The following is a 19,118-nucleotide window of genomic DNA, read 5'->3' as shown; positions in this document are numbered from 1 at the left end:
AATATTCAGTTTTTTATAATCAATATTCTGATTTTATTTTCTATATAAAATTTTCTTCACGTAATATCAGCATCTAAATTCTTCAAATTTGCTCTGTATGTGGATTATTGACCTAATCTGATACACAATTAACTTTTAAATTCATTTTAAGAATACGATTTCGTAATAAGTCATTCCGCTTGACGCAAACGTTTTCAAAAAAATGGGTCTTAAAAACAGAAACAAGCATTAGCAACTATTTAATGAATGTAAATTTTATGAGAGAACTTTTCAAAAGCTTAAGGTTTTTGCTCTTTATGGTTCCTGTCGCACTCTTTGCGCAAAACTCAGTAACGGGAGTAGTGACCGAGAAGGCGACAGGAATGTCAATTCCCGGAGCAAATATCATTGTACAGGGTACCAGCAATGGTACTACTACAGATTTTGACGGAAACTACACCATCAACAACGTGAATGAAGGTGATGTTTTGTTGTTTTCGTTTTTGGGCTTTACCGAGCAACAAATCACGTATACCGGGCAAGCCACAGTAAATGTCGCGTTAGAAGAAAACCAGACCAGCTTAGATGAAGTCGTGGTGATTGGTTATGGTAGCGTGACCAAAAAAGATGCGACCGGTGCGGTAAATCAAGTGTCTACCGAAGATTTTAATAAAGGTCAGGTGAACACCGCAGGGCAGTTGATCACCGGTAAGATTGCCGGGGTTACAGTAACCTCTGGAGGTGGAGCACCTGGTGAAGGGCAAAACATCAATATTCGAGGTATTGGTTCGATTTCTTTAAACAGTTCGCCTTTGTATGTTGTTGACGGGATTCCTTTAGATAACAGTAATGTGGGTGGATCGCGTAACCCGTTAGACTTTATCAACCCGGCCGATATTGAAAGTATGACCGTGCTTAAAGATGCATCTTCTACGGCGATTTACGGTTCGCGAGCAGCAAACGGGGTGATTTTGATCACAACCAAAAAAGGAAAAGGAACCGAATTCAAATTCAACTACAGCGGCGCAACTACGGTGTACAGACCTACAAATTATGTAGATGTGATGAATGGCGATGAGTTTAGAACGCTGGTTAACAGAGTAGGAAATGATGCGGCGAGAGCGCGTTTAGGAAACGCTTCTATAAACTGGCAAGAAGAGATCTATACTGAGGCGATGGGTGCAGAGCACAACATCAGCACCACCGGAAATGTAGGTAATTTTATGCCAGTACGTGCTTCATTAGGATATACCAATCAGGATGGAGTTTTACGTGGTGATAACTTTACCAGAACTACAGGTTCGGTAAGTTTAAGACCTAGTGTACTTGATGGTTATTTAAAGGCTGAAATCAACGCCCGAGGAATGTATACCGAAAACGAATTTGCAAATCGTGATGCGATTGGAGCTTCGGTAGATTACGATCCTACGAAACCTATCTATAGTGCTGATTCACCATTTTCAAACTACAACGGGTGGTATATTTATAATGCTGAAGCAGATCGCTTTATTCAGAATAGCCTTTCCCCCACAAACCCAATCGCGTTGATCAATGAAAAGGATGATTCTGCGGAGATCAGAAGATTTATAGGAAATGCTAAAATTGATTACAAGCTGCATTTTTTCTCAGATATTACCGCTACGGTTAATATTGGTCTAGATAAAACCAATAGCCACGGAAGAACTATTGTTTCAGAAAATATGCCTTCTTCGCAATTAGATTGGAATGGTTCATATTCTAATTACATCAACAGGGCGACTAACCAACTTTTTGATGCGTATTTAACCTACGACAAAGATTTTGGGAAGAGTTCATTAAACGCTGTTGCCGGTTATTCTTACCAAAGTTTTGAGTACGATAACTACAGCTTTGATAGCGAAGCACAAGAAGAAGGTAATGATGCCGAATTTATTGATAAATGGAGAAGCACCTTGCTTTCTTATTTTGGTCGTGCAAACTATAACTATGACGACCGCTATTTATTAACGGCTACGATGCGTGCGGATGCCTCTTCTAAGTTGAATCCGGATGACCGCTGGGGATATTTCCCATCATTTGCAGTAGCTTGGAATATCAATAATGAAAATTTCTTCAATTCTGAAACCATCAACCAGCTGAAATTACGCGTAGGTTATGGTGAGATCGCTAACGTAAACGGTCTTGGAGATTATCTTTTCTTGACCAATTATACCGGAAGTAGATCAAATGCCAACTATCAGTTTGGAGATACTTATTATCAAACCTACCGTCCAGATGCATACAATGAAGATTTGCGTTGGGAAGTAGGTAAGACCTTTAACGCAGGTATTGATTATGCCTTATTCAACAACCGTGTAACGGGTTCGTTAAACGCTTATCTTAAGAAAACCGAAGATCTGATCAGTTTTGTGACGGTAGACCCATTTACCAATTTCTCTAATAAGATCAACAAGAATATTGGAGATATGGAGAATAAGGGTATCGAGTTTGAACTGAACGTAACTCCTGTTCAGACTGAAGATTTTACTTGGAGAATAGGCTATAACGTTGCTTATAACGATAACGAAATCACCAACCTTCCTGATCAAGTCGAAGTAGGTGGGATTTCAGGTGGAACCGGTAATACCGTGCAACTTCACAAAGAAGGGTATACTCCGTTTAGCTACTGGGTGTACAAGCAAGTGTATGATGATAATGGTCGTCCTATTGAGGGTGCTTTTGTAGACCGCAACGGTGATAACCAGATCAATGATGAAGATCGCTACTTGTATAAAGATCCGTTTGCAGATGTTACAATGGGGCTTAATACAAACCTTAACTACAAGAGCTGGGATTTGGCGATTGTAACGCGTGCGAGCTTAGGAAATTATGCATACAACAATATGGCTTCGAGCAGATCGTATGAAGTACGTGCTACCGAAAACAGCATTCTTACCAATTTACACAGAGATTATTTCAATACAGGTTTTCAGACTATAACAGAGTCTAGTTTGCAGAGTGATTATTACGTGCAAAACGCCTCATTCTTTAAACTTGATAACATAACCCTTGGGTACACGTTTCCGCAGTTATTTGACGATGCTTCATTGAGATTGTATGGTTCTGCGCAAAACGTGTTGATCATCACCGAATATGACGGATTAGATCCTGAAATAAGCGGAGGTATCGATAACAACTTCTACCCAAGACCACGAATTTTCACATTTGGTGTAAATCTAAATTTCTAAAAAACTATGAAAATGAATTACATTAAAAAAATAGCGCTTCTTATTCCTACGCTTTTGCTCATTGCGTGTCACGATGATTTAGATCAGACACCCATTGATCCAGATAGTTTTACTGAAACTAACGTGTTTGCAAATGCTGACGAAGCAAAAGGAGCTTTGGCAAAACTATATGCCAGTCTTGCGTTAACCGGTCAGCAAGGACCTGCAGGACAAGCCGATATTACAGGTATTGATGAAGGTACTTCACAATACTCGAGATTATTATTCAGTTTAAATGAATTAACCACAGACAATGCCGTGGTAGGTTGGGGAGACCCCGGTTTGCCTAATCTTCACGCAATGAACTGGGGTGCGGGTAACGACTTTACAACCGGTATGTATTACCGTCTGGCGCAAGAGGTTTCGTTTACCAATTCGTTTATTGAAAATGCACAGCTGTTAAACGATAATGCTGAGGTTGAGGCATACATCGCTGAAGCACGTTTTCTAAGAGCTTTTGCGTATTTCAATTTGATGGATCTGTTTGGCGATGTGCCATTAGTGACTGTAGTTTCTACAGACCTGCCTGAACAAAGTACGCGTTCTGAAATTTTCAATTTTGTTGAAGGTGAACTGCTCGAAATTCAAGATCTGTTAGTGGAAAGCGGAGCTAATGAATATGGTCGTGTTGACCGTGTTGCTGCCTGGGCGTTACTTTCTAAGCTGTATTTGAACGCTCAAGTTTGGACGGGTACAGAGCGTTATACTGATGCGATCACGTATGCTGAAATGGCGATCAACTCAAGCTACAGCATCAACACAACAGATGCTAACGGAGACGGTTCAGCCTACGACGAACTTTTCTTAGCTGATAACAATTCAAACGGAGCACAAAACGAATTTATTTTCGCTCTCAATTTTGACGGAAACAATTCACGTACCTACGGTGGAACCACCTTTTTAGTTCATGCTGCAATTGGTGGCTCTATGGACGCATTCAACTTTGGTGTGAATGGCGGCTGGAGCGGTCTACGTACGACCAAAGCTTTGGTAAATAAATTTGATGCTTCAGTGACCGAAAGTGATGCTGACGGCAATCCTACCGCTTGGGCAGACTCGCGTGCGATGTTCTATACAGACGGGCAGAGTTTTGAGATTAACACCATTGCTAACCAATTTACAGATGGCTATGCGGTAACAAAATTCACCAATATAGATTCTAACGGCGCTGCCGGAAGCGATACCGGTGGTGACTTTGTAGATACTGATCTGCCTATCATTCGCCTTGCGGAAATCTACCTTACCTATGCAGAAGCCGTGCTTAGAGGCGGTGCAGGAGGTGATGTGAATACCGCTGCAGGATATATTAATGAGCTGAGAGCACGTGCTTATGGAAATACTAGTGGAAACATCACAAGTGCGGCATTGACATTAGATTTTATTCTTGATGAGCGCGCTCGCGAACTGTACTGGGAAGGACAGCGCAGAACAGATTTAATTCGCTTTAACGATTTTACTACAGGCAATTATCTATGGCCATTTAAAGGCGGTTCGCGTTCAGGGACGGCGGTAGATGAGTTTAGAAACTTGTTTCCGTTGCCAAGTAATATAATATTGATTAACACCAACCTTACTCAAAATCCGGGGTACTAATACATAAAAGAAACGATGAAAAATTTAACACTTGTTTTTATTGCGCTTATCGCAGCTTTAAACTTTACAGCTTGTACAGATGATGACGGTTTTACATTTACTGCAAAGCCAGATCCTGAGGGGGTAGTTTTTACAAACTCAACACTAGAGACTTATAATTTGATGGCTTCTAGTTCAGATAATTTAGCAGAACGTTTTGTGTGGAATGAAGTAGACTTTGGTGTACAAACTCCGGTGAATTATGAGATTCAGGGTGCTGCAACTGAGAGCTTTGAGACTTTTTCTGTTATTGGTGTGGGAACACAAACCAATCTTCCGGTAACGGTAGGTAATATGTTGAGTTTAGCGCGTGAAGCCGGTTTGGATAACGATCCGCTTACTCCTGAACCTAACACCGGGATGATCTACTTTAGAGTGCGTGCTTATGTAGGTGCTGATGCAGGAAATGTGGTAGAACAATTTTCTGATGCGCTAGCGATTTCAGTAACCCTTCCGGAAGCTGAAGAAGAAGAGGAGATTCAATTGCCTCAAATCTTTGTGGTGGGTAACTTCTTATCTGGAGGTGGTTATGGTTCAGACTGGACTCCTGCTGATGCAGTTCCGCTTGCCGCTTCTGCTGAAGGAAACACAGATTATGAAGGTTTTGTTTTTGTAAACTCAGATACTCCTGAACTTAAATTCTTACCTACAAACGAAAGTTTTGACGGGGATTACGGAGATACCGGTGAAAATAACGGTGACTTTTCAGGAACTATTGAGCAAGAAGGTGAAGTTAATGCAGGAACTCCTGACGGAACCGGCGGCTATTACTTGATCAATGTAGATACCGAAGCATTAACCTATGCGATGACTAAAACCAGCTGGGGAATCATTGGTAACGCAACACCAACGGGATGGGATAGCGATACCGATATGGTTTACGATCCTGCTACAAAAATCTGGTCACTTACCTTAGATCTTACCGAGCAAGAAGCTCCTGATAACGGTATCAAATTCAGAGCAAATGATGCTTGGGACTTAAACATAGGTGATAACGATGCCGACGGAACAATGGAGTTTGGTGGTCAGAACATCGGTATTCCGGAAGATGGAAATTATACCATCACGCTTGATTTGAGCAATCCTAGACAATACAAGTACTCGATTACTAAAAATTAATCACCCATACGAGCTGATGCTGTTTTTAGGCATCAGCTTGTTTTGAAAATCTTATAACTATGAAACAGTATTTTTTTAAATATCCGTTTCTGCTTTTGCTGTTGCTTGCTATCAGCATAAGCTGTTCATCAGACGATGATGCAGCGGTAGAGGCAGAGGAAGGTCAGGAAACCCCGGATCCGGTAGCATATCAGGCGCTTAATTTATCCGAGTATGATAACGGAAGCCGCGTGATGATGCAAGCGTTTTACTGGGATGTAGAACCGCGTTTTGAATGGTGGAACACCCTTTCTACTCAATTAGAAGATTGGAGTGCAGCCGGAGTCAATCGTATCTGGTTACCGCCGGCGACCAAAGGTCAATCAGGTGGATACTCGATGGGGTATGATGTTTCAGATTATTTTGATTTTGGGGATTATGAGCAGCACGGTACAGTGGCAACCCGCTTCGGGACACGTACTGATCTGGAGAATCTTATCGCTACCGCGCACGATAACAATATCGAAGTGATCGCAGATATCGTGTTGAATCACAATTCGGGTGGTGGCTTAGAGTACAATCCGTATCGCGGTTATGATACGTACAGTCTTTTTGACGAAACTCACGGAAATGCTTCGGGTATGTTCAACAGAAATTACGAAGATTTTTATCCAAACAGTGTGAGTAATTACGATCCGGGCAGCTTGTTTTATGCGGAAACCAATCTGGATCATCACAGAGAGCGCGTGCAAAACTGGCTTTGGAAAGATGAGAATTCCGTAGCAAAATATTATAAGAATGTGATGGGCTTTGACGGCTGGAGATTTGACTATGTTTTAGGATTCGAGTCATTTGTGATCAAAGATTTCCTTGCGGATGTTGGTGGTTTTTCTGTGAGCGAATTATGGGACGGCGATCCTGATCTTATTCGTGAGCATATTGAAGCTACAGGAAGTGGTGCATTTGATTTTGCAGCCTTTTACCGCATGGAGCAGGCGTTTGATCGTTACAGCGATTTGACCTATTTGACCAGAGATCAGGTTTGGCAAACGCATCCTGACAAGGCGGTAACTTTTACCGCAAATCACGATACCGAAAAAGACGGGAACATCGATAACTACATTGAGCGTGAAAACAAACTCAAGGCGTATGCATTTATTATGACGCATCCCGGTTATCCAACCTTGTTTTATTCAGATTACCAAAACGAAGCTTTTAAAGCGCAATTGGATAAGTTAGTGAGTATTCACAATTCGCTTGCTGTTGGAGACCTAGAAGTACTTTTTACTGATGAGGATGAGTATATCGCAAAGCGAAAAGGAACCGACGCTAATCCCGGTCTTATCATTTATATCACGACCAACACTAGCACTAAGCGCCGTACTATAAACACGGGATGGAGTAGCCGTCAATTGATGGATTACACAGAAAATTCAACTTACTATCCGGCGACAGCCGAAGATGGAAGTACCCAGCTGGAAGCTCCGGCAAACGGTTACGCGATCTGGTCTGTGATGGAAGAGTAAACGCTTTAATACAGCGTATGTGAGTACAAGAAGAAATCCTTCAGCCGGATATTATCCCCTAAAATATTCGGCTGATTTTTTAATTCAATTCCTATGAAACTTTTTATTAATTCAATGCTCTTTTTGTTCCTGTTTAGCGCTCCGTTGTGCGCGCAAATAGATCGGGTAGAGCCACCTTATTGGTGGGCCGATATGGAAACTTCTGAAGTGCAAATTCTTTTCTACGGAGAAAATATTGCAGCCTACGATGTTTCAACCGATGATGAGGTGCTCATCACGGGGGTGACAAAAACTGAAAATCCCAATTACCTTTTTGTCACTATCGAAACCGATGGACTTCAGGCGGGAACATTTCAGTTTAACTTCAGTAAAAAAGGAAAAAAGTCGTTTACGCGACCTTATGAATTAAAGAAGCGCGAAGCAGGTTCGGCACAGCGACAAAGTTATGACAGCAGCGATGCGATGTATTTATTAATGCCCGATCGCTTTGCTAACGGAAATCCGGATAATGATTCTGTTGAAGGATTAACCGATACCTATGATCGTGAAGCAAGCGGCGGTAGACACGGCGGCGATTTACAGGGGATTACAGATCATTTAGACTATCTCGAAGATTTAGGGGTGACTACTATTTGGAGCACGCCTTTGCTTGAAGATAACGACCCGGGATATTCCTACCATACCTATGCGCAAAGTGATGTGTATAAAATTGATCCACGCTACGGAACAAATGCAGATTATAGAAATCTCGCAGACGAACTGCATAAACGCGAGATGAAGTTGGTGATGGATTATGTGACCAATCATTGGGGTGCAGAACACTGGATGATCAAAGATTTGCCTACTTATGATTGGATCAATCAGTTTCCCGGTTACGCGCAATCTAATTACCGCATGGAAACGCAATACGATATGCATGCAGCTGAGCATGATCAGCACTATTGTGTAGAGGGCTGGTTTGTAAAAACGATGCCAGATCTCAATCAGAAGAATCCATTGGTGTTGCAATACTTAATTCAAAATGCAATCTGGTGGATCGAGTATGCCAATCTTGACGGATTTCGAGTAGATACCTACAGCTATAATGATAAAGAAGGAATTTCAAAATGGACCAAAGCCATTATTGAAGAATATCCCAATTTCAATATTGTTGGAGAAGTCTGGTTACACGATCAGGCGCAAATAGCCTATTGGCAAAAGGATAGTAAAATTGGTGCCATTCAAAATTACAATACCCACTTACCCTCGGTGATGGATTTCACGCTGCACGACGGCTTGACTTCAATGTTTTCTGAAGGTGCGGGTTGGGATACCGGAATGATGAAAGCCTATAACAACTTTGTAAACGACTTTTTATATCCGGATATCAATAATCTTTTAGTCTTTTTAGAGAATCACGACACCGGGAGATTTAATGAGATCTATGACCAAAACCTCGACAATTATAAGTTGGGACTTGCCTTGATCGCAACCACACGCGGCATTCCGCAGTTGTATTACGGCTCTGAAATAGGTATGCGTGGCGATAAAGGAAAAGGTGATGGGGATATTCGTAGAGATTTTCCGGGAGGCTGGAAAGATGATGCGCAGAATGCCTTTGAAGCAGCATCCAGAACCCAGCAGCAGGAGGCTTTTTTCAGCTTTTCTAAAAAACTAATGAATTGGCGTAAAACCGCCAAAGCCGTTCACCAAGGAACCTTGACGCAATTTATTCCTGAAAATGATGTGTACGTGTATTTCAGAATTCTTGGAGATGAAAAAATTATGGTCGTGCTCAACAATAGCTCAAGCGATCAAACTTTAGACTTAACACGTTTCCGAGAAGTTTTGCCTGAAGCCGGCAACGGACTCGAGATTCTTTCTGAAAGTACAATCAAACTGGAGGAGACTCTGGAAGTTTCAGCAAAAACACCCTTGATCATTCAACTAAATTAGAATATATACAATGAGAAAAAACAGTATGTTATTTCTTGCGCTGCTTTTTGTGAGTTTTCAGCTTGCAGTAGCGCAAACCTCAAGCCTTGTTCAACCTGATGTTGCGATCTTTTACCCAAAAGATTTTAAGTCCTATAAAACCCTACCATCTTTAGCGGTTACGCAAGATGTATCACAAGAAAAACCACTTCCTGCCAATTGGGCTGTGAAGCCACAGTTTTTACAAATAGAAGGTAAAAATGCCGTGCAATTTACGTTTCCGGAACACGTAGATCTCTACGGAACCGGAGAAGTATTAGGTGACTTGCGTCGTAATGGAACCGATGTTACCCTATGGAATACCGACAATTATGAATACGGAAAATTTGAAGGAAAGCAATTGTATCAAGCGCATCCTTGGGTTTTGGGCGTTCGCAAAGACGGAAGCTCATTTGGTATTTTAGCAGATCACAGTTGGCGCCAGCAGATCGTTCTCGACGATAAAGTGACTTTCATAAGTGAAGGACCTACGTTTAGAGTTTTGGTGATCGAGAAAGATTCGCCTCAAGAAGTGATGAAAGCTTTAGGGGAACTTACAGGAACGATGGCGATGCCGCCACTTTGGGCTTTGGGCTATCAGCAATCTCGTTACTCTTACTATCCTGATACTAGTGTAAAAGAGTTGGCAGATGAGTTTAGAGCGCGTAAAATCCCGGCAGATGTGATCTGGATGGATATTGATTATATGGACGGTTTCAGAGTATTTACCTTTGATAAAGAAGGTTTTCCGGATCCCAAGGGCTTAAATGATTACCTACACGACAAAGATTTTAAATCGGTTTATATGATCGATCCCGGGGTAAAGCAGGACTCGTTATACACGATTTATCAGCAAGGAACAGCCGGTGATCATTGGGTGCAAACCGCAGGTGGAGAGGAGTTTAATGGCGAAGTTTGGCCTGGGCAGGTTGCTTTTCCAGATTATACCCAACCCCGCACGCAAAAATGGTGGGCGTCGTTGTATACCGATTTTATGAATTTAGGTATTGACGGCGTTTGGAATGATATGAATGAGCCGGCGGTTTTTGATGGCCCGGGAGGTTCTATGCCAGATAGTAACTTGCATCGAGGCGGTGGCGCTTTACCTATGGATAAGCATTTGCGTTATCATAATGTATACGGACTTTTAATGGTACGCTCTAGCCGTGAAGGAATTATGGCAGTAAACCCAGAAAAAAGACCTTTTGTGCTTTCAAGAGCCAACTTTTTAGGTGGGCAGCGCTATGCAGCTACGTGGACAGGAGATAACTCTTCTACTTGGGAAAACCTTAAAATGTCTATCCCAATGTCTATCAATTTAAGTTTGAGCGGTCAGCCTTTTAACGGCCCTGATATTGGCGGATTTACTAAGAGTCCAACCCCTGAAGTTTTTGCCAATTGGATCGCTTTAGGTGCGTATTATCCTTTCAGTAGAAATCACACCTCAAACGAGACCGAAGCGCAAGAGCCTTGGGCTTTTGGTGAAGAAATTGAGCAGGTATCACGTACAGCGATCAATCGCAGATACCGCCTATTGCCGTATTTATATACTTTATTTCACGAGGCTTCTCAAACCGGAATGCCTATTATGCGTCCCACATTTTTTGCTGACATCACCGATATTTCTTTGCGAGAGGAGCAGCAGAGTTTCCTCTTAGGGGAAGATCTGATGGTTATTCCGCAATGGGCAGAAAATCTTAAGATGCCTCAGGGAGACTGGCAAGATCTTACGCTCGAAGAAAACACAGATAAATATCAGGCCACCGTTAAATTGAGAGACGGGGCGGTTCTTCCTGTAGGTCCTGTAATTCAAAGTACCGTAGAATACAGCACTTCAGAAATCACTTTATTTATTAATCTGGATGCTGAAGGAAAAGCTTCAGGAAGTCTTTATGATGATGCAGGAGAAGGTTACGGGTATCAATCAGGCGATTATTCTATATTAGCTTTTGAAGCTACCACAGTTGATGATCAGGTTGAAGTGCATATTGAGCAAACTGAAGGTTCTCGCACGATGGATCGTAAGTTTAAGATCGCTTTAGTGCAAGACGGAGCTGTGAAGTACTCTGAATGGCAATCTGGCGACACCATTAGATTGAATTAATTTTTGAATTAGATCTAAATCAAGAAGCTTCTCATTGGGGAAGCTTTTTTTATGCTTTGATTTTTATGTTGAAAAATAGGCCACGGCTATTCTGCTTTAATTTTTGAAAAATTCATGGCTTGTCAACGCCTAAAAAATCACTTGCTGATCGATTTTTTAACAGTTCTAAGCGCTAAAAATCTTCGGTTTTTTGGACTGTAAAAGTGCTTGGATTTTAAATCTTAACATTTACAAATTACGCACTTAAGATTCTGTTGTTCAGTATTTTAAAAAGTTTTCAAAAGAATCGTTGATAAATCGTTGAAAACCTTTTGAGCCACACTTCAAATCGTATTGAACAAAATTTAAACTTTACAAGTAGTTAAAAGATACTCACACTCAATTTTTTAGTTGCCTGTTTTTAAGACGGGTGTCGGCTTTTTAGTCGGTGCTGACGTGAGGATTTTTGACTTCAATTTTTACGATATAAGCGTTTCAATAGACATTTTAAGGAGATATCATGAGTTCACAAGAGATTAAAAAAATTATCAAAAGGGATTACAGCACGGCACCTTTTGTATTAGAAAAAATTACGAATGCGATAAGCAATGCGATGGCAGCTTTAGGACACGGGTCTGAGCAAGATGCTAAATTGATCTCAATGCAGGTGTATGAGGCTTTGTTGATCAATAAAGACAGTGAAGCAGATTATATCCCAACGGTAGAGCAAGTGCAGGATATGGTTGAAGAAAAGCTGATGAGCAGTGAATTTCATGATGTGGCTAAAGCGTATATCATCTACCGTAACAAACGTGCGATGGAGCGCAAAACCAATATTTTTGAGAAGCGCATTAACCTTAAACCATACGAGTACCCAGAGCTGAATGAATATGTTGCTGCGATTAGACACTCGTATTGGATTCATACCGAATTTAATTTCACCAGCGATATCCAGGATTTTAAAACCGGTCTAAGCGAAGTAGAGCGTAGCGCGATCAAAAACACGATGCTTGCTATTTCTCAGATCGAAGTGGCAGTGAAAACCTTCTGGGGAGATGTGCACCATCGTTTACCAAAACCTGAGATCGCGGCTGTAGGAGCGACCTTTGCAGAAAGTGAAGTAAGACATCACGATGCCTATTCACACCTGCTTGAGATTTTAGGCCTTAATGAAGAGTTCAAAGAGCTTAAAAAGAAGCCGGTAATCATGAAGCGTGTGCACTATTTAGAGACTTCGCTCAAGCATGCTAAAAGTGATGATGATAGAGAATACACAGAGTCTATTTTGCTTTTTGCTTTGTTTATTGAGCACGTGTCGCTGTTCTCTCAATTCTTGATCATTATGGCGTTCAACAAGCATAAAAATATGCTTAAGGGAATTTCTAATGCAGTAGAAGCGACTTCAAAAGAAGAGCAGATTCACGGAGATTTTGGTGTAGATATTATCAACATCATCAAGAAAGAAAATCCAGAGTGGTTTGATGAAGACCATAACAACTTGATCAAGGACATGTGCTTGAGATCATTTGAGGCAGAAAGCAAAGTGGTAGATTGGATTTTTGAAAAAGGCGAACTAGACTTCTTACCAAAAGCAGTGATCAATGAGTTTGTTAAAAACAGATTCAACAAATCGCTTGAAGCCATCGGTCTTGATAAACTCTTTGATATCGATGAAGCATTACTTCAGGAAACCGAATGGTTTGATGATGAAATTATAGGAACCAAGCACGGCGATTTCTTCGTAAAACGCTCGATCAATTATAGCAAAAGAACACAAAGTATAACCAGTGACGATTTATTTTAAGCCATGAGAGAAAACACTACAGATTTCCAAAACACAACAGAGACCCAAGTTCAACCTTCAAAAGAAAGCGATCTTTTAAAGGCGCGTCGTGACGCATTGCACGATGCTACCGAAAAGACCGAAGAAACAGAAGGATCATTTAAATGGCTTACAGAGCACAGCCGTAGCTTTTTAGCGGCAGGTTACTTATCTGAAGGGGTGAGCGCAGAAGAGCGTATTCGTGAGATTGCAGATCGTGCTGAAGAGATTTTAGAAATGCCCGGCTTTTCTGATAAGTTCTACAAATATATGGGCGAAGGCTATTTCTCATTGGCTTCTCCGGTTTGGTCAAACTTTGGTAAAAAGCGTGGTCTTCCTATCAGTTGTTTTGGGTCGCATATCGATGATGATATGGGTAACATTCTGTACACTCAGTCAGAGGTGGGTATGATGTCAAAACTTGGTGGTGGTACTTCTGGGTATTTTGGAAAAATACGTCATCGTGGTGCTGCGGTGAAGAACAATGGTTATGCAAGTGGAGCGGTACACATCATGCAGCTGTTTGATAAGATGGTTGATGTAGTGAGTCAAGGTTCTGTGCGTCGTGGTAGATTCTCTCCTTACTTACCAATCAGTCACCCGGATATCAAAGAATTCTTAGAAATTGGTACCGAAGGGAACTCGATTCAGCAATTGACACACGGGGTTACTGTAGATAGCACGTGGATGCAGGAGATGATCGATGGAGATACAGATAAGCGTGAGGTTTGGGCCAAAGTATTACAACGTCGTGGTGAGATGGGTTATCCGTATATTTTCTATACTGATAATGCGAACAACGGAAAACCGGATGTTTATAAAGATAAAGGGCACGATATCTATGCAAGTAACCTTTGTACTGAGATTATGTTACCTTCTAGTGATGAGTGGTCTTTTGTATGTGTACTTTCTTCAATTAACGTATTGCATTATGATAAGTGGAAGAATACAGATGCTGTAGAAACTATGGTGTGCTTCCTAGATGCAGTACTTACCGAATTTATAGACAAGCTTGAAGAATATCGTGATTCAGACAATCGCGATCACCGCCAGACCTTTATGTTTATGGAGCGTGCGTATAACTTCGCAAAATCAAACAGAGCTTTAGGTCTTGGAGTATTAGGATGGCACTCGTTACTTCAGTCTAAGAGACACGCGTTTGACAGCCAGGAAGCTTATGATTTAAACAGTGAGATCTTTAGAGAGATCAAGCAACGTTCGTATAAAGCTTCAGAAGAGCTTGCAGAAAAGTTTGGTGAGCCTGAAGTTTTAAAAGGCTACGGAAGACGTAACGCAACGCTTAATGCTATTGCACCTACTACTTCTTCAGCATTTATTTTAGGACAGGTTTCTCAAGGTATCGAGCCAATTTGGTCTAATGTGTATGTAAAAGATATCGCTAAGATCAAGACGACCATCAAAAACCCATTCTTAGAAGAGCTTTTTGAAGAAAAAGGTATGAATACTCCAGAAGTGTGGAGAAGCGTACGTGATAACGACGGTAGCGTTCAGCATCTTGAATTCTTAACGGAGCAGGAAAAAGACGTATTTAAAACCTATGCAGAGATCGATCAGATGGCGATCATCTATCAAGCTGCAAACAGACAAAACCATATTGATCAAGGACAATCAATAAACCTTTTAGTGCATCCTGATATGCCTATTAAGGAGATCAATAAAATTCATATCACCGCCTGGAAACTAGGTTTAAAGTCGCTTTACTATCAGCACAGTATGAATGCTGCGCAGAAGTTTAAGCAGAAAAAAGAGTGTGTAAGCTGTGAAGCTTAACTAATTGAAGCAACTAAAAAACCCGCCAATTGGCGGGTTTTTTTTATATAGATTTTTTAGTGTTTTATACCGTAACTGAATAGAAAAACTTAATGTTGATAAGCTCAAAACATTGAATTTACTCGACGATCTTAATATCAATTGAAGTCCTGCTTTGCCATCCGGTTTCATCAGTAACAGAATATGCACAGTGGTAATCGCCGGTATCAATATCTTCAGGAATGCTCACTTCAATTTGAATTTCATATTCCGTAGGCCTGTTATCTAAACTGAAGTTTTCCATGTAGATCAACGGGTTTACCGCAGTTTTTACGGGTTCCAGATCACAAGTAGCCCCTTGGTCGTCGTGTGTGTGATGGTCAAAGTTATGATGTAAATCAAGACTGTATGAAGCCAGTGCGAGATTGTCTGTTACTCTTGCAGTAAAGGTATAGGTCTCGCCGCGCTGTAGGGTTTCACAACCTTGCGGAAAACCGGCACTGTAGTCTACTGTAATGGTTGGGCGTTCTTCATCTCTAACCGAATCATTATCTGACGAACACGATGCGATAAAAAGACTGCCAAAAACGAGTGTTATTAAAGCTATTCTTTTCATAAAAATTTATTTTTTCTCAATGATTGAGTAAGGTTTACTGAGCATAAGCTCAGGGTAATGCTAGGTGTGGCTCAAAGCCACAAAAGCGATTAAAAACTAAATGCCTGCAAAACGCAGGCATTTAGTTTTAATACAGTTTAGGCAGTCACGTCAAGATGCGTGTCAATTTCAGAGATGTTACCCTCTTCATCTTCAATAGTGATAACCATGTGGTATTCACCTACTGGCGCAGTAGCAGGAACATCAATATGCTCGTGAAATTCTACTGAAGTTTCCCCGTGGTAACCTTCTTCAAAAACTTGCTCAAAATCCCATTCTGCTTCACCTTCTCCTACGGTGAGTCCGTGTGCATGAATGTCAACGGTGATGTTGTGTACTCCGTGTACCGCTTCGATCAAAAATTCAGCGTGAAAATCAGAACCGCGCGCTACGCTTTCATCAATTGAAAGGTTGCTGGTAGTAACAGGATCTAATACTTGAATGTGACCTTCAACTTCTGTGCTGTTTCCGTTAGTATCGGTAACAGTCAGTGTGATGTGGTATTCTCCCGCCGGAGCTGTCGCAGGAACATCTACGTGCTCGTGAAAAGTAGGGTTGATTACCAGATAGCTTTCATCTGTAAATTCTTGCTCAAAATGCCATTCTTCTTCGCCTTCACCAACTTCTAGATCGTGTGCGTGAATGTCTAAGGTAATACTGCTTACAGTAGCTTCTGCAACGATCTCTGCTTCTAAATGAATGTCAGAACCTTTGTAAGCTACCTGCTCATCACCGTGCGTGCTTCCTTCTCCAAACTCAAAATTTGAGATGAGAGGAGCTTCTTCTACAATGACATCTGTGTCATCATCATTACACGAGCTTAAAGTAATACCCGCAAGTACAAATAGTGCTAAGTGTTTCATGTTTAGTTTCATAAAATTTAGATTTAGTGTTTATTGATTAATTAATAAAAGAGTTTAAAAAGGCAGGGTTAACGAAACCGATAGGTTCCTTCCGGCTTCCGGCACGTCGATGAGCCTGTAAAAGCTGGTATGATCATAATATTCTGTATTGAACACATTGTTGAGTTTTACGCGCAACAACGTGGGGTTTTGATTGTTAAACAGGTTGAGTTTGCTCATCACCGCGAGGTTGAGCATTTGGTAACCTGCTGTGATTTCTTCGGGGGGCACTATATCTGTCTGCGCTGCCGCAACACGCAAGTCGGCATTAAGATTCACGTCTTCAAAAAGGCTCCAATTCCCCAGGTTATAATTTGCGGAAAGCATCCCGATCAATGGGGGAGAAAACGGAATAGTGAATCCTTCTTTTGGTCCGCTGGTTTGTCTTGAATACACATATTCTGCGGAAGCGTCTAAACGAAAATCTTGAGAGACCTGCATTCCTGCGGTTACTTCTCCACCGGTCCGGAAGACTTCAGCCTGTGTGTATTCATACACCTGAAGCGTTTCAACATAACTTGATGTTGGGTTGAGGTAAATGTAATTTTCAAAGTAGTTGAGAAACGGACTAACCCCAAAATTGAATCTGCCCGCAGTATGGGTAACTTCGGCGTCCAGTTGGTACGAAGCCTCCGGATCCAGATCAAGATTTCCGCGCTCGTAGCGATACATATGATAATTCACCCCGTCTGAAGCGAGTTCGTGCGCGAGCGGCATTCTAAAGCTCTTTCCGGCGTTGAGTTTATAGGTGGTGTTCCCGTGAATGTAACTAACGCCCACCGAGCCGCTAAAACTTTCAAAATCAAGAGTTCTGTTTTCGGCGCGTTGCAGATATACGTTTGAGGTAGACCCATCAGGATTGTCCCGTGGCGAGCGGTACCAGTCATAATGCGCTTGGGTTGCTACACGTCCCGCATCAAACCGCAACCCGCCTTGCAAGTGTATATCTTCGGTTAATTCAAAATGATCAAATAAATAAGCTCCGGCAGTGTAACGGTCATACGCCGGAATCAAGAATCCCCAGCCGCCAATGTTGTTGTTTTGTAATTCGGTATTGATTCCGGCAGAAAGGGTGTGATTTTCAACTTTAAAAATATCTTTCGCGTTTAGGGAATATGTGTTTTTTGTAAACACGCGTTCTCTACTGTTAGGCGGTGTAGGCATATAACCGTGAGGCACCGGCTCAGAATGTTCTTCACGCTGGTTATTTTGATAACCCAGGTCAAAATGCAAAGTGTGCTCATTCAGATTAATCGTGGTATTATTGGTGACTTTAACGTGATTTACTTTATGAAAAGGCAGGTCGATATCACGATTTGAGGAGTCATAATCAATGTTTGAAGAACGCACTTCAAGTCCATGCGCATTGGCGAAGAATCCGTTTTTTGCATTGACGTTGCTTACAAAGGTTTCAGACCTAAAATTGTCGCTTACATACCCAAAACTGAAACTTCCGTTAGCTTCGCGACCGGCGGTATTTCTCAAGTCGTTATCATACAGCTCAAAGACATAATTCTCATAATTAATACGGTCAGTAGGTACTTTGAAATCGGCATAATCCCGATAGGTAAGCCGCGCCCGATAGTACCATTTTTCTTTTCTGCCTTGTACTCCAGCAGAGACTGCGAGAAGGTCATTATTGGTTTCACCCAGAACATTGACTTCTCCGCCAAACGAATTGATCGCAGGTGCTTTTGAAGGCTGAATATCTACCACACCGGCAACGGCATCAGAACCGTACATTAAGGAAGCCGGCCCCTTAATAATGCGAATGTCTTGTATGCCGTATTGATCGATCTCAAGGCCGTGGTCGCTACCCCATTGTTGTGCCTCGTGCTTGATCCCGTTTTGCACCACGCTTACCCGATTAAATCCAAGTCCTCTGATCGTAGGTTTAGATTGTCCAGAACCAATGGTCATCGTGCTGACGCCGGGTATTTTTCTAAGGGTTTGCATCAGGCTATTTTCACGATTGGCGTGAAGAAATTCTTCATCAACGGATACGGAAACAGTAGCCGATTCTTTCTCGATACGCGAACTGGTCTTTCCTTGTACCGAAACTTCGTCTAGCGAGGTACTGCTAGGCTTGAGTTTGATGACTAAAGGTGTGCTTTGATTGGTGTTAAGTTTGAATTTTGTGGAAGCGTAACCCAAATGCGAAACTTCAAAAACCGTTGAATTTTTAGGACTTTTCAGTTGAAAGGCACCCGAATCATCAGTAACGGCATACGTGTTTTCGCCCAGAATGGTAACTCCTGAAAGTGGCTTTAATGAAGAGGAATCTACAACAGAACCTTTAACGATCGAGGTTTGCTGCGCAAAGGAATATGTGCTAAGTACAAGACTTAGACATACAACCAGTAGTCTGAATAGCATGCGTAAAAAGAATAAGGATTAAACTTCCTTAGAAAAGGGAAATAGGGAAATCAGAGGGTTATCCTTCTCATACAATA

Annotated in this window: 11 protein-coding genes; 8 read left to right on the top strand and 3 right to left on the bottom strand. The window is 41.6% G+C overall.

Annotated features, from left to right (window positions below):
* The first annotated feature begins 257 nt into the window (after positions 1-257).
* The 8 genes from HCN54_RS13875 (at position 258) to HCN54_RS13840 (ending at position 15,129) form a co-directional block, all read left to right on the top strand.
* Positions 258-3,185 (top strand): SusC/RagA family TonB-linked outer membrane protein, encoded by a 2,928-nt coding sequence (locus HCN54_RS13875; RefSeq protein WP_167598251.1) that lies wholly within the window; start codon positions 258-260, stop codon positions 3,183-3,185.
* A 6-nt stretch (positions 3,186-3,191) separates the two neighbouring features.
* Positions 3,192-4,817, top strand: a complete 1,626-nt coding sequence (locus HCN54_RS13870) for a RagB/SusD family nutrient uptake outer membrane protein (protein ID WP_167598250.1) — start codon at positions 3,192-3,194, stop codon at positions 4,815-4,817.
* A 15-nt stretch (positions 4,818-4,832) separates the two neighbouring features.
* Entirely contained in the window at positions 4,833-5,975 is a 1,143-nt protein-coding gene (locus tag HCN54_RS13865; RefSeq protein ID WP_167598249.1) for a SusE domain-containing protein, read from the top strand.
* Between the two features lie 59 nt (positions 5,976-6,034).
* Positions 6,035-7,480 carry an alpha-amylase gene (locus HCN54_RS13860; RefSeq protein WP_167598248.1) on the top strand — a complete coding sequence of 482 codons (1,446 nt, stop codon included), beginning with the start codon at positions 6,035-6,037 and terminating at the stop codon, positions 7,478-7,480.
* Positions 7,481-7,573: 93 nt separating this feature from the next.
* On the top strand, positions 7,574-9,415 hold the full coding sequence (locus tag HCN54_RS13855) for a glycoside hydrolase family 13 protein (RefSeq protein ID WP_167598247.1): 1,842 nt from the start codon (positions 7,574-7,576) through the stop codon (positions 9,413-9,415).
* A gap of 10 nt (positions 9,416-9,425) precedes the next feature.
* Positions 9,426-11,537, top strand: a complete 2,112-nt coding sequence (locus HCN54_RS13850; RefSeq protein ID WP_167598246.1) for a TIM-barrel domain-containing protein — start codon at positions 9,426-9,428, stop codon at positions 11,535-11,537.
* 499 nt (positions 11,538-12,036) lie between these two features.
* Positions 12,037-13,320, top strand: a complete 1,284-nt coding sequence (locus HCN54_RS13845) for a ribonucleotide-diphosphate reductase subunit beta (RefSeq protein WP_167598245.1) — start codon at positions 12,037-12,039, stop codon at positions 13,318-13,320.
* A 3-nt stretch (positions 13,321-13,323) separates the two neighbouring features.
* Complete coding sequence (locus HCN54_RS13840; RefSeq protein ID WP_072980538.1) at positions 13,324-15,129, top strand: ribonucleoside-diphosphate reductase subunit alpha; 1,806 nt, start codon at positions 13,324-13,326, stop codon at positions 15,127-15,129.
* Between the two features lie 118 nt (positions 15,130-15,247).
* Here HCN54_RS13840 and HCN54_RS13835 read toward each other — a convergent pair whose 3' ends face one another.
* From HCN54_RS13835 to HCN54_RS13825, 3 genes are all read right to left on the bottom strand, one after another.
* Positions 15,248-15,724, bottom strand: a complete 477-nt coding sequence (locus HCN54_RS13835; protein ID WP_167598244.1) for a DUF4625 domain-containing protein — start codon at positions 15,722-15,724, stop codon at positions 15,248-15,250.
* Positions 15,725-15,861: 137 nt separating this feature from the next.
* Positions 15,862-16,638: a DUF4625 domain-containing protein gene (locus HCN54_RS13830; RefSeq protein ID WP_167598243.1), complete on the bottom strand. Its 777-nt coding sequence runs from the start codon at positions 16,636-16,638 to the stop codon at positions 15,862-15,864.
* 42 nt (positions 16,639-16,680) lie between these two features.
* A complete protein-coding gene (locus HCN54_RS13825) occupies positions 16,681-19,041 on the bottom strand; it encodes a TonB-dependent receptor (RefSeq protein WP_240924892.1) in 2,361 nt (786 codons plus the stop codon).
* Positions 19,042-19,118 lie beyond the last annotated feature (77 nt).

This window comes from Leeuwenhoekiella sp. ZYFB001 (assembly GCF_011784865.1).
Classification (GTDB): domain Bacteria; phylum Bacteroidota; class Bacteroidia; order Flavobacteriales; family Flavobacteriaceae; genus Leeuwenhoekiella; species Leeuwenhoekiella palythoae.
Note: the sequence above shows the minus strand (reverse complement) of the source record. Positions and strands in the feature narration are given on the sequence as shown.